The sequence below is a fragment of the Sphingobium sp. PAMC28499 genome, from assembly GCF_004795815.1.
Taxonomy (GTDB): Bacteria; Pseudomonadota; Alphaproteobacteria; order Sphingomonadales; family Sphingomonadaceae; genus Sphingobium; species Sphingobium yanoikuyae.
Window position 1 is genome coordinate 3,035,557 of sequence record NZ_CP039248.1, and the last position, 14,444, is coordinate 3,050,000.

Annotated in this window: 14 protein-coding genes (1 of these 14 running past the window's edge); 6 read left to right on the top strand and 8 right to left on the bottom strand. The window is 60.1% G+C overall.

Translation table 11 applies throughout. The features are described 5' to 3' along the window. Nucleotides 1-28: 28 nt before the first annotated feature. The 6 genes from E5554_RS14560 to E5554_RS14585 are packed head-to-tail and all read right to left on the bottom strand — an operon-like array spanning nt 29 to nt 6,493. Nucleotides 29-739, bottom strand: a complete 711-nt coding sequence (locus tag E5554_RS14560) for a tyrosine-protein kinase family protein (RefSeq protein ID WP_017502682.1) — start codon at nt 737-739, stop codon at nt 29-31. Beyond that, complete coding sequence (locus tag E5554_RS14565) at nt 736-2,058, bottom strand: exopolysaccharide biosynthesis protein (protein WP_234832033.1); 1,323 nt, start codon at nt 2,056-2,058, stop codon at nt 736-738. The genes E5554_RS14560 and E5554_RS14565 overlap by 4 nt, the downstream gene beginning before the upstream one ends. 57 nt (nt 2,059-2,115) lie before the next feature. After that, nucleotides 2,116-3,420 (bottom strand): AAA family ATPase, encoded by a 1,305-nt coding sequence (locus E5554_RS14570; protein WP_247594271.1) that lies wholly within the window; start codon nt 3,418-3,420, stop codon nt 2,116-2,118. Between the two features lie 33 nt (nt 3,421-3,453). After that, nucleotides 3,454-4,248 (bottom strand): polysaccharide biosynthesis/export family protein, encoded by a 795-nt coding sequence (locus E5554_RS14575; RefSeq protein ID WP_247594272.1) that lies wholly within the window; start codon nt 4,246-4,248, stop codon nt 3,454-3,456. An 11-nt stretch (nt 4,249-4,259) separates the two neighbouring features. Further along, a complete protein-coding gene (locus E5554_RS14580) occupies nt 4,260-5,459 on the bottom strand; it encodes an outer membrane beta-barrel protein (RefSeq protein WP_136187232.1) in 1,200 nt (399 codons plus the stop codon). Beyond that, nucleotides 5,456-6,493 (bottom strand): glycoside hydrolase family 5 protein, encoded by a 1,038-nt coding sequence (locus tag E5554_RS14585; RefSeq protein WP_247594273.1) that lies wholly within the window; start codon nt 6,491-6,493, stop codon nt 5,456-5,458. The genes E5554_RS14580 and E5554_RS14585 overlap by 4 nt, the downstream gene beginning before the upstream one ends. A gap of 56 nt (nt 6,494-6,549) precedes the next feature. Here E5554_RS14585 and E5554_RS14590 point away from each other — a divergent pair, with 56 nt between their 5' ends. Then, nucleotides 6,550-7,125, top strand: coding sequence for a hypothetical protein (locus E5554_RS14590; RefSeq protein WP_136187233.1), 576 nt, complete (start codon nt 6,550-6,552; stop codon nt 7,123-7,125). A 26-nt stretch (nt 7,126-7,151) separates the two neighbouring features. On the opposite strand, the gene E5554_RS14595 is transcribed toward E5554_RS14590, so the two are convergent. Then, the gene (locus E5554_RS14595; protein ID WP_136187234.1) at nt 7,152-8,318 is read right to left on the bottom strand and encodes an NAD-dependent epimerase/dehydratase family protein; all 1,167 of its coding nucleotides are present in this window, start codon (nt 8,316-8,318) and stop codon (nt 7,152-7,154) included. 270 nt (nt 8,319-8,588) lie between these two features. Here E5554_RS14595 and E5554_RS14600 point away from each other — a divergent pair, with 270 nt between their 5' ends. From E5554_RS14600 to E5554_RS14615, 4 genes are all read left to right on the top strand, one after another. Then, nucleotides 8,589-9,155, top strand: a complete 567-nt coding sequence (locus E5554_RS14600; RefSeq protein WP_247594274.1) for an acyltransferase — start codon at nt 8,589-8,591, stop codon at nt 9,153-9,155. A 51-nt stretch (nt 9,156-9,206) separates the two neighbouring features. Beyond that, a complete protein-coding gene (locus tag E5554_RS14605; RefSeq protein WP_136187235.1) occupies nt 9,207-10,634 on the top strand; it encodes a lipopolysaccharide biosynthesis protein in 1,428 nt (475 codons plus the stop codon). Between the two features lie 288 nt (nt 10,635-10,922). Next, entirely contained in the window at nt 10,923-12,914 is a 1,992-nt protein-coding gene (locus E5554_RS14610) for a PAS domain-containing sensor histidine kinase (protein WP_247594275.1), read from the top strand. Further along, nucleotides 12,835-13,461, top strand: coding sequence for a response regulator (locus tag E5554_RS14615; protein WP_210729755.1), 627 nt, complete (start codon nt 12,835-12,837; stop codon nt 13,459-13,461). Before E5554_RS14610 ends, E5554_RS14615 begins: the two co-directional genes overlap by 80 nt. A gap of 3 nt (nt 13,462-13,464) precedes the next feature. Here E5554_RS14615 and E5554_RS14620 read toward each other — a convergent pair whose 3' ends face one another. Further along, entirely contained in the window at nt 13,465-13,686 is a 222-nt protein-coding gene (locus E5554_RS14620; RefSeq protein WP_136187237.1) for a hypothetical protein, read from the bottom strand. A 299-nt stretch (nt 13,687-13,985) separates the two neighbouring features. Between E5554_RS14620 and E5554_RS23370 the strand changes: the two genes are divergently transcribed. Next, nucleotides 13,986-14,444: the beginning of a sugar transferase gene (locus E5554_RS23370; RefSeq protein ID WP_136187238.1), read on the top strand. The gene runs 927 nt beyond the window's last position; only the first 459 of its 1,386 coding nucleotides appear in the window; its start codon is at nt 13,986-13,988; its stop codon lies beyond the right edge, outside the window.

Sequence of the window (14,444 nt, forward strand, 5' to 3'; positions counted from 1 at the left end):
CCCCTTGGTGCCGACCGATCGCTGACCGCTAGATCAGCATGATGGTGCCGATCAGCACCGTGTTCAGCATGGTCATCTTGTTGATCACGGCCTTGAGCTCGCTGGTCGATGTCTGATCGCGCTGGACCGCAACTATCGCGCAATCGGCGCTGCCTGCCGCATGAGCGAGATCGTCGATATGGCTGGCGTCGACCAGGCACAGATCGAAGTGAGCCGTCAGCGACGACAGGCGTTGCGACAGTGGCGCAAGCGGACTGCCGTCGATGGCGCAGCCATCCTGCTGGGGCGCGGCCATGACGAACAACGACCGGATACTGCTCGGCTGGACCAACTGAAATGGCTCATCCATGTCGTCCGGCGAGCCTGTTCGTGCATTCATGCCAAGCAGGCGATGTTGAACGAAGCCGGAATGCTCCATGTCTACGATCAAGGTGCGCAGACCGCTCAGGGCTGCCGATACGGCGATATTCGCCGTCAATATGGCCGCCTGCTCGCTCGCCTCGATTGCGATGACCGCGATAGAGCCGGGCGCGCGACCGTCGGGATGGCGCATTGCAGACAGGGTCGACTGGATGTCCCGCGCTTGTTCGGCCAGCATCGCGCTGGGAGCGTGGATCACCGCGATCGCCGGATCGACATTGGCGTGGACAGTCGCCGTCTCCTCGCGCGTATCGCCATCGTAAGTCGGCGGCAGGCCGGGATAGACATCCTCTACCGGTTCAGTCGAGCGAAGCCTCATGACCAATTGCCTCCTTCGATACGGAGTTGCTTGCCGTTGACGCGCAGGTCTGCCTGACCAAGCAACGGCACGCCGGTAAGATAGGTGACGGTGTTACGACTGCGGACGCGCGGGCTGAGCCATTCGGCTAGGATGACCGAGCCGATTGCGAGCATGAGGGCCACCATCGTCATCATCAGGAACCGCACGCCGATATTGGGCGCGTTGGGGATCATCGGCGGTTCTGCAATGTCGAGCCGCACGATGTTGAGCGACGGAGCCGTGCTGGTGGCATGCAACTGCGAGAATTGTTCGGTCTGCGCCTCATATTCCTTGCGCGCCGATTCCACATTGCTTTCCAGCACGGCGAGCTTGCCGCGATCGGCCGCGAGCGACAGCATGCGCCCGCGATGCTGGTCGAGCAGGGCCTGCATCGTGCCCTGATTGGCCGATGCCGCCGAACTGGCCGCCGCCAGCGTGCCCGACATCTTGCCGGTTTCCTGGGCCAGACTGTCCTGCATCTGGCGCAACTGCTGCTGGGCGGCGCGCATCGTCGCATGATTGGGGCCGAGTTCGGCAGCCATCTGGCTGATTTCCGCTGATTTGGCTGCGATCTGCGCCCTTAGCCCCTGGATCACCCCGCTCGATTGAATGTCGGGCATATTGGCGCCGCCCGCCGCGCGCGACCGGGCCTCCGCAGCAACAGCTTCGGCCGACGACAGTTTCGACGACAATTCGCTCAGGCGCGTGCTTTCCGCATCGATGGCGCCAGTAGCGACAATGCCATGGGCGCGCTGGAAATCGGCGAGCCGTGCCTGCGCCTCTTCCATTCGCTGTTCGGACGCGGCGATCTGTTTCTTGTACCAGGCAGCAAAGCGCTGGGCGAATTCGTTGCTGATACCCAGGCGCGCATCATTGAAGGCCTGGGCGAAACTGTTGGCCATCAACGCCGAACGCTGTGGATCGAGGCTGCGGTAGGAGACGTCGATCGTATTGCCGGTCGCGCTGGGCGAAACCTGCAAACCCGACTGGACGCTGCGGCTGATCCAGCCTTCGAAACTCTGATTGCCGTTTGTCTGCTCCTGCCAACGTGCGCGCATGGCCGGATTTTTGAAAAGGCCAAGCCGCTCGGCCACCTTGCGGGCGATCACCTCGCTCTGCAGGATTCTGGACTCCGTCGCGAGCATGGATTCCCCGGTCGCCTCGTTAGATTTGCCGCCGGTTGGATCCGGTGCGCGGTTGTCGAACAACAAAGTGGCGGTCGCGCGATATTCGCGTGGCGTGATCGCAATCCACAGGACCGTCAGCGCCATGACGCAGCAGAAGATGGCGGCTGCCATCCTCCAACGCTGCAGGATGGCTCGCGTTATGTCGAACATGTACATCCTATCGGTCCCTTACGATGCAGCGCTTTGGCGCTGCCCTTCTACAAGGCTGACGACACGCCGGGTCAGGTGGTCGCCGTGGCGGCTGGCAGACAACATGCCGAGCAGGAATTGGGGGGCGAGGCTGTCCCGGAACATGAGGGCGTTGCTGCCCGGCCGGGCGTGCATGGCGCGGCGCAAAATTTCCAGGACCGGGCCGTCGCGGTCGATATGCGGCGCCTGCTGTTCCGGTGCGAGTCCGGGAGGAATGATCGCGGCGCGGACGAGTTGCTCGATCACCGGCCAATGGCCAGCACCCAAATCGATGGCCTCATGGAACAGTGCAGCATCTGTCGGATTGGTGATCGTCCAGTCGTCGACCGCCCGCATCATCCCCGCGAGCGTTGCCGGCATTTCGACCACTGTCTTGCGCTGCCTGAGGGTTTCCAGGCAGGCCAGCGCGCAGAACAGGCGGACATGATAGGGGGAGCCGCATGCGACATGGGCAATTGTCTCGCGCGCGGCATCGCTGAAGTTGAGGCCGGCCTGGGCGGCGCCGCGATCGATCAGGTCGAACACGGCGGCCGTATCGATCCGCACGATGGGAACGGCGGTCATGTGCCGTCGCAGCGATTCATGGCCTTCGATGAGCTGGCTCAATCCGGACGCGATACCGACCGCCAGAATATGAACCGGGAGGGCCGCGTCGGAGAGCAGCTTCATGGTGCGCGACAATTCGCCAAGAACAGCCGGATCGGTGATGCGGTCGAACTCGTCGAGGATGAAGATGAATTTTCGCTGCCCATGTTCGGCGAGTGTTTCCACGACATCGCGCGGTCCAACGACGATCGGCGCATCTGTCGCGGGTGAGCGCGGCACGTTTCCGCGGGCGGCATCGAGGAACGGCGAGATCAGGCTGGTAAAATCCTGCCCAGGCTCGCATGCCATGTAGAAGACCAGATAGCCGCGATTATCGGCAACATTGGCGAAGACGCGCGCCAGCGAGGTCTTGCCTGTCCCACGGCCGCCAAAGATCATCGCATGATTGCCGCGGTCCAGCACCCCCTCCACCAGCAGATCCATCTCCTGCTGCCGGCCATGAAGATGGCGGGCGGCCGTGACGGGCTGGGTGGCATTGAACCCCTTGCGTATCGCTGATCGGACAGCGTCAGCGGACATGGCTGCATTTGTGGATGGTGTGATGGATGCAGCGCCGGCCGGCTGCGCATTTTGAGGCACGCCGCCCGTAGCTCGGGAACGCCGGCCAGGCGCTTCTCGGCGACGCTCGGGCTCGGGCGTTCGTCGGAGCCAGCGGGCAATTCTGGTGAAGATATTCACGCAATGCCTCCTGTCAGGATACCGGATCGCATCTCAGAAGGTCCGCTCGTTGACGGTGTAGACGTCACCAGGCTTGACCAGCATATCGAGGCTGGCCTTCTTGATGATCTCCGTGCCACGGTGCAGCGTGATCTTCTTTTCCGATCCGCCCAATGTCGGCCCGCCGGCCTGGGCCAGCATCTGGCGAAGGGTCATGCCGGTTTCGAAGGCGACGCGGCCGGGCTTGTTCACCTGACCGTAGATGAAGACCTCCTCTGCCTTCGGCACGAAGATGGAATCGCCTGCGCGCAGGAACTGACCGGTCCCGTTTTGCGGGTCGAGATCGCTGAGGGCAATCCGGCGATCCGCTTCTCCCGTTCGTTGCAGGATCGCATAGTCCGCCGCGTCCGCGCGGGCGCCGCCGGTGCGAGCCAGCATCATCGCGATCGTCTGAGGCCGATCCAGGGGGTAGAGCCCAGGGTTCTGGAGGTTGCCGAACATCGTGACCGATCGACTGACGAAGCTCACGACTTCGACATTGACGATCGGATCGACGAAATATCCGCCGGTCTGCAATTGCCGGCGGATATTGTTTGCAAGGGCGTTGGTCGTGGATCCCTCCGCAACCACGTCGCCGATGCTCGGCAGGGTAATGCGCCCATCTTCCTTGATCCGCGTTTTGACCTCGATCGGATAGGCGCCGAATATCGAGACGCGTATCTCGTCATTGGCGCCCAGGACATAGGCAGCGACCGCTTCCTTGTTGTCGACGCCGGCCAATACGGGATTGGCGAGCGCGGCCAGAAGAAGGGAACTGCACAAGTTTCGCATCGCACGGGGTAAGAACATGGCCATGCTCCTCACAATGTAAGGCCAAGGGACAGCATCATTGATGTCGATTTATATCGGTAGCGCTCGACTGCGCTTTCACGCCATTCGTGGCGAACGTCCACGCCGGCCGTCAGGCGGCTGCGCAGTGCAAATCGATATCCGGCGTTGAGCGCGATCGTTTCGTCGGTACCGCGCATCATGTCGGTGTCGATCAACAGCTCGCCCTTGAACTGGCGCCTGGCATAGCTCGCGCCAGCCTGGATCGAAGATCGCGAACTGAGGGTCGCATTGCCGCGCAGCGAAAAATTGGTCAGGACGATATAGGTCGCACCGGTGTTGCTCTGGTTGCTGGTGCTGCGGCTGCCGTCGAATGTCAGGGAGGTGCGCGGCGATGGCCGATAGACGGCACCGGCATGATAGCCCAGGCCCGAATAGTCATCGACCCGTTCATCACGCGCCTTGGTATGAATATAGCCAATTCCGGCACTCCAACTGAGACGCGGAGCGACGGCGCGTTTGAACTCGATCCCAACCCGATAATTGTCGGCACCGCGGCTCATGCGCAGTTCGGAAGTCTCGCCTGACCAGTGGGGGCGGCGGAAAGCTTCGACGTTGAACATCAGCCGGATGTCGCCAAGGCTGGCCTTGCTATAGGCGATACCGATACCGGCGCTGCGGGTGCGGATGTCGAACGGCCGGCGTGAATCGACGCTATTGTTCGTTTGGAGATAGCCGAGCTTGATGACGGGATAGTAACCATAGGGCTTGTCGCATTCGGCCGTGACCGCATAGTCCTGGGTGCGTTCACTGTTGCCGACGATCATGCCTTGATCGGCCAGATCGGCCTGTGCGAAATTCAGTCGGGCGCTTGGACGCAGGTAGCAGAGTGCGCTGACCTTTACGTCGCCCTTGGCGGTGAGCGTAACGCGCTCCCGGTCGAGATTGCTGTAGCGCTGATGGAAGTCATAGCCCAACGATCCCACGACCGTGACCTGGTGGACACCGAGATTTTTCCTGAAGGTGACATCGAGCGCCGGGGTGACACGTACATCGTCCTTGTCACCGGAGACGAGATCATCGCTTTGGCGCAGGACATTGTCGTCGTAGAGCATCCGCACCGTGGGTGCCACGGTCAGGCCGTCAGGCGGCACTTCGACCTGCGCAAAGGCTGGGCAGCCCAAGATGATCGAGCAGGCAAGGGGAAGGCGCGCATAATGCAGGCGGGTCATCTTGCGGCTCCCGTCTGGCTGTATTTTGCAACAATGGCTGCCTGTGGCCGGGCTTTGCCTCGCACGGGTTGCAGGCTCATGGGATAGTTTGCGCCCCACCATGGGCCGCCGGCCCAATAGGCCCAACCCATCCAGACATCGGCATTGGCATCGAGATGCTTGAGCAGGGCGTCCAGGCTGTCGAGGCAGGCGGCATTTGCAGGGGCGCCGAACTCGCCAAGGAAGCCCTTGTGGCGGTTGTCCCGAAGCCATTTTGTCGCCGCTTCCATGCGGCGTTGGATGACCGGCGGTGCTTCGCATTGCGCCTTCATCCCGGAACTGTCCGAGTCCAGATATTGGTGCATCTCGATCGCATAATTGCCGGCTGGATCGCGGAAGTTCTGGAAGGCGGCAGCGTTGGAGGCGCGGCCGCCAGTGATCCAGCTATGCGCGCCGGTCCAGTTGGAGCCCGGCACGAACAGCATGTTGCGCGCGCCTGTCTTTCGAATGGCGACGACGCTTTCGTCCACCATAGATCGCCAGCGTGCTGGGGCCATGCCGTTCGGTTCATTCATCAGGCCGAAGGCCACCTGCTTGTTTCCGCGATAATGCTCGGCCAATCGGCGCCAGAGATCGGCGAGTTTCGCGCTGCCATCTGGCGATTGATCCAGTCGCTGCCCCCCGTTTGCGCCATAATTGTGGATGTCGAGGATGATGATCCGGAACGGGGCGAGGATCGCCACGACCTTGTCGAGGCGGGCCTGTTCGGCAGTCGAAAGGGGCTGGAGCGGGACGGGTTGGATCCTCTCCCACAATATCGGAACCCGGACGATCTTCATGCCCATCGCGACGAAGGGCGCCGCGGTGCGGGTATCGGGGTAGATATAATCCTTCCCGAAAATACCCGGCTTCCTGCCCGAGTTGAACTCTCCGCCCGCGAGGTTGATTCCCGACAACGGTGGCTCCGCGCAGGCCATCCAAGGGCATGCCGTCAAGAGCAGGGCAGCACATCGGATCGCAAGGACCGTCCGTCTCGGGCGCTGAGGGGCGCTCATGGTCAGCGCTGCCCGCCTGTGCTAGCAGAGCGCCGCAAAGGGATAGATTGTAGGGCATGGCACCGATCGGGAACAGGCAGGCGAGCGTGGATGTCGCTATCGCGCCCGCGTCGCGACATGCAGCGCGGGCTGTCGCCGGACGTGAACGACATGCCGCGTTGCTGACTCATTTCGGCAGCGTCGGATTGTTGTTGACGCGGGGCGTTGTGACCGACGTTGGGCAGTCGGGCGATGCGGAAACGCGCGTGATCCATTATCGCCGGCAGGTTGATGGAAAATATTGCGTCGAACTGCCCGCGCGCATCGATGTCGATATCGGAGATATGATCATGATCCGTGCGCTGACGCTGCCCGACGGGGCGGTGCGGCCGATCATGGCGCGGGCGAAGAGCCAACGGGAATGGATAATGCTCGATGATGTCAACGTGATCGTCGACGATTATACTCGTGCCACACGCCGGTTCGTTCGTTGGGGCACAGGGGCCGGATCGGCTCTGGCAATGCTGGCGGTTTGCGGCATCGCGGCTCCTCTCGCGCTGACCACAGCGGTATTTTCCTTTGCCGGTGCCTGGAGCTTGCATCGCCGCGATCGCCGAGATCGGACTAGGATCGGCCGCTGGCTTGCCCGTTAGGTCGGCAAGAGTTCCAATGGACATGGTCATGCGAGCATCCCCTGCTGCCGATACCAGGTGATGGTGCGACGAAAGCCTTCCTCCAGATTGATCAGCGGCTGATAGCCGAGGACCGTCTGCGCCCGCCTGATGCTGAACGCGCGGTTATGCTTGAAGATGGTCAGCCGGCGACGAGGTAGAGGGGGTTGCAATCCCAGCGGCGCATAAAGTGCTTCACACAGGCGTGCGGCCATCAGCGCGAGGCTGTAGGGGATGGTCGTCTTGGGCGGTGGTACGTCCAAGGCGGTAGCGACGGCCCTTACATAGTCGCGCAGCGGCAGGAAGGCGCGATCGCCCAGGATGAAGGTACCTGATGGCGCATCGGGATGAACCATCGTCAATATGTAGCCGGCGACCAGGTCATCAATGTAGACAGGATGGAAATTGGGTGTTTGCCGACCCGCAAACAGAAAACGGCGGCGCTGGACCAGGCGGAACAGCTTTAGCATCCGGGTGTCGCCTGGCCCATAGGTGGAGCAGGGGCGAACGATGACGACGCTCATGCCCGGCCGGCCCATTTCGTCACGGCAGAGATCTTCGGCTCGCAACTTGCTTTCCTGATAGGGATCGCGGGGGTCGAATGGCGCATTTTCGTCTGCGGGGGCGTCGGCCACATTCCCGTGGACACCAATCGACGAGCAATAGATGAAGCGCTCGACGCCGGCCCGTCGGCTCGCTTCAAGCAGGGTCCGAGTAGCATCCCGATTGACCTGCATGAACGCCTTGCGCGGTCCTTCGGTGCGGAACATCGCGGCGATGTGAAAACAATAGCGTGCGTCCCGAAGCAGCGCGTCGAAACGATCAGTGTCGGTCAGCGAGCCTTCGATCCACTCTATGCCGCTCTCGCGCTCCGCTTCGGTAAGGGGCCTGCGGCACATCGAGCGGACGCGGTAGCCCATTTGCAGGAGTTGACGTGCGAGCGCCCCGCCAACGAAGCCAGTCGCGCCGGTCACTGCTATGATGGGCTGATAACCGATTTCGTTCATGTAAATAGCTTCCGGTCGACGGCGAAAGGCGATGCATTCATCATCGCTATTTTGCGTCCAGGCGCGTTGATCGGCGAAAGCAATTGCGTCTCCATTGAAGAAACGATCATTTGATATCCCGATCTCAATAATATTGCGTGGATCCTGATTGCGGAAATTCTTACGCAACTGCGGTATTAGTCAACATCAGGGGTAACACCTATCAATTAGGTGCAAATACATAATGGAACATGATTTTGTTATGTGTGAACTTGGTGTTTGTTCGGGTGAGTGACGCGAGCACTCGATGCACGTGCCATCTTGTCCGAGGCGGACGCGTTTTCATGAGCGGATCTGCATGGTGCGTTTGGTTCTTGGCGCCCATTCGATCGTGGAGGCGCGCCGCTATTCAGGCTTTCGGCTCATGCTTGTCGCGTGAGCGCCAGTCGGAGAACGGGTTTGGCATTGCAATTTCTGTCTGCACAGCTGGATCATCTTTACGCGCGGCTGACAGTGATGCGACCCCGCGCGCAAGGCTGCCAACCGGGGCGGGGCCTGCGCGTGCGGGGTGGCGTGCCTTATCTCCGGAACCCCGGATCCTTGGTCATTGGCAACAATGTCCGCCTGCGGAATGAACCGACCCGGATTCGCCTGGCTACGGTTCCGCAGGGGGCCATCATTCTTGGCGACGAGGTTTCGTTGAACACGGGAGTTCATATCTTCAGCGCTGCGCGGATCGATGTCGGCGGCGGGTCGCGTATCGGTGACAATGTTGCGATGTTCGACACGAGCTTCCATCCCGTTCATGAAGGGCGCTCCGTAAGGCCCCGGCCGATCACCATCGGTCGCAACGTCTGGATTGGCCGCAACGCCATCATCTTGCCCGGCGTGTCGATCGGCGATCATTCCGTGGTGGCAGCCGGATCAGTGGTCTTTGATGATATTCCCGCCCGACAGGTGTGGCGGGGCAACCCCGCGGCATTCGTGAAGCATGTCCGGGCGACCGACGATTTTCGACGTAGCTAGGGGGAGGGCGATATGTCAGGTCCGGGGTTGGCGCGCGCAGTCCGTTCAGGCATGGCCTGGTCCATCCTGGAAAGTTGGGGTGTGCAACTGTTGCAGTTCCTGACCTTCCTCGTGATTGCGCGCTATGTCGATGCGACGATGCTGGGTATTGTCGCCATGGCCCTGCTCGTGGGGCAATGGTTCCAGATGATCATATTGTCGGGGATCAGTGCATCGCTTGTCAGCAAGGGCACTGCCGATGCCGACTTGGATGACACGGCCTTCTGGATTTCTGCTGCGGCCGGCGCTCTGCTGCTGATTGCAACCTTCTTGCTAGCCGACTGGGTCGAGCGGACCGCCGCCCATCAGGGCTTGGGCATGGTTTTGCGATGGCTCAGTGTCGGGAATTTCCTTGGTGCGCTGAACGTCGTGCCACAGGCTTGGCTGACGCGGGCCTTGCTGATGCGGCCATTGGCCACGCGCTCGACAATCTCGACCCTGGTCGGCGGCATCGTCGGAATAGCACTGGCGGTGGCCGGTTATGGCGTGATGGCGTTGGTGGCACAGAATCTGGCCGTAGCCGTCATCGGAACGATAATCCTGTGGGCCGCCTGCCCGATGCGACCCCGACTGCGTTTTTCACGGGAAAAGGCAAGGGACGTGCTTTTCTATGGCCGTCATGTCGGCGTGACGGGCGCTGCGAATTTCTTCAACGCCAATGCTGACATCATGGTCATCGGCCTGGCGCTCGGCGGCGCAGCGACAGGCATTTATACCGTCGGCAAGCGGGCTTTGCTGGCCGCCAATCTGATGCTGGCGCGTGCGCTGTCCCGTGTGGCGCTTCCGGTCTTCTCGCAACTCAAGGGGGATCCGCCCCGCCTTGCAAAGGCTTTCCTCAAAATAGTGTCGGCGACATCGTCTATAACGACCCCGGCCTTTGTCGGCCTGGCGATCGTATCGGACGAGTTTATTTTCCTGTTGTTCGGTCCGCGTTGGGCGGCGGCAGCCGATGTGATGCGCTATCTCAGCCTGTTCGGCGCGCTCCAGGCGATCGGCATTTACAATCAGTCGCTGATGCTCGCCATGGGAAAGCCGCAATGGCAGACTTGGCTGGCGGGCATTTATGCGCTGGTCAATATTGTCACCTTCTTCTTTGCCGTTGAATATGGGATGGCTGCGGTCGCTGCCGCGTTCACGGCGCGCGCCTATATCCTCTATCCCCTGTCCGTCTGGCCAGTTGTGGTTCTGCTGCCGCTGGGATGGCGGGATTATTGGAAAGCGCTGCGGCCCAGTGTGGTCGCATCGGTGGTCATGGCTGTTTTTCTATGGGGGGTCCGGTTCGCATTGGCCGGTCAAGCGCCGATTCCAATGCTGTTGTCGACGGTCATCGCTGGGGCAGCGGTCTATATGATCGTCCTCGGACTGGTCGGACGGACCATTGTCGTCGACATGTTCCATTTCGCACGGGCAGGGGGCAAACGTGTGTCCTCCACCAGTTAAATTTCCGAAGTGGACATTTTGGGAAATCCGGCAATGACATTTTGCAGCTGCGGAACGAAATTTCTCAAAATGTGTAAAACTACCTACTATACTTCCCCTAATGCCGATGTTAAAAATTGCGCATTGCAGCAGAGAATTATGTAAACCTCCAACTGGATCAATAATCGGTCAGGGGTAAGCATGAGGCGGACGTCCGATTGAAGACGTGAGCCGGTTTCTGCCATCCCTTTCAGGGTGACGGTCGCAGCATATGAAATAATTCTGGGCGTTAAGCGCGGGGTTTGAGTTATGTTCGCAGCCGTCAGACGATTTAACATCATGCCGATCTCCAAAGCGGGCCAAGTCCGCGCCAGCTTTTCGCTGGTCAGGTTGCGTTGCCTCAGGCGCCACGTCTCGTGGAGCGGGGTCAGTCGCTATCTGATCGGGTTGGCCATGGTCGCGATCGCGCTTGCCGCTTTTCAGGCCGATGAATATCCGTCCTTCTCCAGCGAATTTTATGTGATATTCACATTCGTTGCATTGTTTACGACGATGCTGTTCGGCGCCGGACCGGGCTTTCTGGCTGGTATCGCCGCCTTGGCGGTCACTTATCTGCTTGAAGGCTTTCATGGCGGGCTGCTTGCGGTGGGCGCCTTCCTCATGGCCCTGGTTGCCGCCAACGTCGTGGCGCTTCGCGCGACATTCTGGCGCGCCAGAGCGGAATATCAGGCTGCCCATGTCGGCCGGCTGATGACGCAGATGAAGCTGCTGACCGACGGCGCGGCGCATTATGCCCTCTACATGACCGATGTTTCAGGGTTCATCCTGCATTGGAATCGCGGTGCCGAGCGCTTTACCGGCTGGTTGACCGGCGAAGTGATGCATCGCCATGTCGCGCTGCTCTACCCAGGGCGCGCGGAGATCAAGGCGCGCATGGCGCAGGCCTTCGCCTTCGCCCGCCAGCATGGCAGCTGGGAATTCGATCATGAATGCTGCCGCAGCGATGGCACGATCTATCTGCAAAATTGCGTTGTCACGGCATTGTACGACAATGACGGAGCGTTGCAGGGCTTTGCCAACCTGATCCGCGACGTCACGCTGGAGCGCGCGCATGAGCTTGCGCTGCAGGAGCGGGAGCATGAGTTGCGGTTGATATTGGAGACCGCGCCGGACGCCGTCTTCGTATTCGATGCCGACGGCTGCATCGAATATATCAACGAAGCGGCCTCCCGCATGTTCGGCTATGATCTGGTGGATCTCAAAGGCCAGAATTTCGAGAGCCTGCTGCTGGTCTGTCCTTCTGAAGACGAAGTGCCTGACGAATATCCATTCCGGATCGTCGATGTTTCGGAAAAGATCGAGCGGCAGTTGATCGGCCGGCATCATAATGGCTCGAATTTTCCAACCGAGATGACCTTCGTGCGGATGGAGGCGAACGGCGGCACAAGGTTTACGGCCTTTGTGCGCGACCTTTCCGAACAGGAGGCGACGAAGGCTCGGCTGGAAACCCTGCAGGCGGAAATGCTGGATGGCACCCGCTATAGCGCAATGGGCGCGATGGCGTCGATGCTGTCGCATGAGTTGACCCAGCCATTGACAGCGCTTGCAGCCTATATGGAGGGAGGCAGCATTCTGCTCAACAATCTCAACGGCGGGAGCCGGGCGAAGCTGGACGAGATTTTCCATCTCGCGTCGAGCGAAGCGGTGCGGGCGGGAGCGATCATGCGCCATTTGCGCGACTTCACCAGCAGTGGTGAAGCGCAACTGGAGGTGCAGGATATCGGCGAAATGGTGCGCAGCAGCATTGCGCTCGTCCGTCCTGCGGCTGCCCGTGCGCAAGTCCGCGTTGTGCTGCGAGTTGCGCCAGACGCAGGGCCGGTATTCGCCGATCCGGTCCAGATCCAGCAGGTGATCGGCAATCTTTGTCGCAATGCCATTGATGCGATGCGCAACATGGATGAGCGGATCCTGACGATCCACGCGTCCCGCGTCGATGAACTTACCACCCAAGTCATGATTACCGACACTGGCTCGGGCATCGCTGCGGAAATCCGAGAGCGGCTGTTCGACGCCTTTGTCACTACCAAGGAAGAGGGAACTGGGGTCGGATTGTCCATTTGTCGAACAATTGTGGAGGCCCATGGCGGGCGGATCTGGGTTGAGCCCGCGCCTCCCGGCAGCTGCTTTTGTTTCACATTGAAGCGTAAGAAGGGGATTCTTTGTGGAGGAAATGAAGACGATTCACGTCGTGGACGACGAATATTCCGTCAGAGCGGCAACGGCATTCTTGTTGGAGCTTGAAGGATATTCGGTCCGCACTTGGCAGAGGGGCGCTCATTTCCTCGCCGCCGCGCCGACCGAGCCGCCGGGTTGCGTCATCCTGGACCTGCGCATGCCCGACATGGATGGACTGGAGGTACAGCGCCGGCTCAATGAAGCGGACCTTAATTTTCCGGTCATCATGCTGACGGGGCATGGCGACATTGCCGTGACGGTCGCGGCAATGAAGATGGGCGCCGTGGATTTCCTGGTGAAGCCGTTCGAGCGGCAGAGCCTGCTGCAGGCGGTCGAGAACGCCTGGTCGGTGCTATATGATAATGGTGCGCGCCGGCAAAGGGTCGCGCAGGCGCAATCGCTGGTGGAAAAGTTGACGCCGCGCGAGCGCGATGTGCTGGCAGGCCTGACAATGGGGCTACCGAACAAGCACATCGCCCTGCAATTGGGCATCAGCCCGCGCACGATCGAAATTCATCGCGCAAACCTGATGGCAAAGCTCAAGACGCGCAATCTTTCGGATGCTCTGAGAGTTGCATTTGCGGCGGGAATAGGCCGGAGGCTGGACGGATGAGCGTCAATATTTCTGCCGCCGTGGTGCTTTTTTTTGCCATAAAGAGGGGATTGTCGCGATGAGCGCCAATAGTGCGATCGGGAGCCAGAAAATTGCAAAAAGGCGATCCGGCCATGCTGGCTTGATTTCGACGAGCGACGCATTTTGACGTTGCCAGAGATGATAAAGACCGATCGCCCAGATGAGCAATATGATCGCCGCACCGGCGCAGAGCGCAATGCTCATATTTCCCGTGGCCTCCCATTTTTTGATGAAGGGACGATGATCTGGTTTATCGTATTTAGCAAAATCAGTATGTGAAAAATATAGGTGAAATTACTCTGTTAATAAAATTTCCAATTAATCTGTATTGATTTTGATATTTGATTAGTTAATATTCATTAGGTGTTGTCACGGATTGATGTTTTTTCGATGTCTGTGCTCTTGTTGGTTGAATTGATTTCGCGCCTCTGTGTGCTGTGCAACTGGGAGCGCCCGGCCATTGCTGTGCCAGTGGTCGACAATCGACGAGAAAAGGACAGGCCATGGCAAATCCGGATTTGGCGGCGCGTTTCCACAGTGCGAGTGGAACGGGAGCGTTAATCGCCAGGCGCAATGCGCGCCTGTGGCTGTGCCTGCTCTTGCTATCAACTGATTGCTTGGCGCTGCTGATTGGCTTTGGTGTAGGCGCGCGCCTCTCGCCGGCGTCCTCGTCGGACATGATCGGATCATTATCCGCAGGCATTCTCGTCTTTGCGATCATCGCCTTTCACGGCCAGGCTTACAGCATGTCCTGTCTGACCAGCGCCACGATCAGCTGTCGTGCTGCGACGCTGGCATTTGGTGCCGCCATGTTGTTGTTCTTTCTGGTAATTTTTGCATCGAAGGCGGTGGGAACCTTCCCGCGCTCAGGCATATTGTTCGGCGTCTTTAGCAGCCTTGGGCTGCTGGTCGTGCAGCGCTCGCTGATGGCCTATGCGGTTCGGCGTTGCTTCGGAAATCAG

Coding starts and splice junctions, on each gene's coding strand:
- E5554_RS14560 (WP_017502682.1), bottom strand. CDS start 739: ATGAGGCTTCGCTCGACTGAACCGGTAGAGGATGTCTATCCCGGCCTG.
- E5554_RS14565 (WP_234832033.1), bottom strand. CDS start 2,058: ATGGCAGCCGCCATCTTCTGCTGCGTCATGGCGCTGACGGTCCTGTGG.
- E5554_RS14575 (WP_247594272.1), bottom strand. CDS start 4,248: ATGTTCTTACCCCGTGCGATGCGAAACTTGTGCAGTTCCCTTCTTCTG.
- E5554_RS14580 (WP_136187232.1), bottom strand. CDS start 5,459: ATGACCCGCCTGCATTATGCGCGCCTTCCCCTTGCCTGCTCGATCATC.
- E5554_RS14585 (WP_247594273.1), bottom strand. CDS start 6,493: ATGAGCGCCCCTCAGCGCCCGAGACGGACGGTCCTTGCGATCCGATGT.
- E5554_RS14590 (WP_136187233.1), top strand. CDS start 6,550: ATGGCACCGATCGGGAACAGGCAGGCGAGCGTGGATGTCGCTATCGCG.
- E5554_RS14605 (WP_136187235.1), top strand. CDS start 9,207: ATGGCCTGGTCCATCCTGGAAAGTTGGGGTGTGCAACTGTTGCAGTTC.
- E5554_RS14610 (WP_247594275.1), top strand. CDS start 10,923: ATGTTCGCAGCCGTCAGACGATTTAACATCATGCCGATCTCCAAAGCG.
- E5554_RS14620 (WP_136187237.1), bottom strand. CDS start 13,686: ATGAGCATTGCGCTCTGCGCCGGTGCGGCGATCATATTGCTCATCTGG.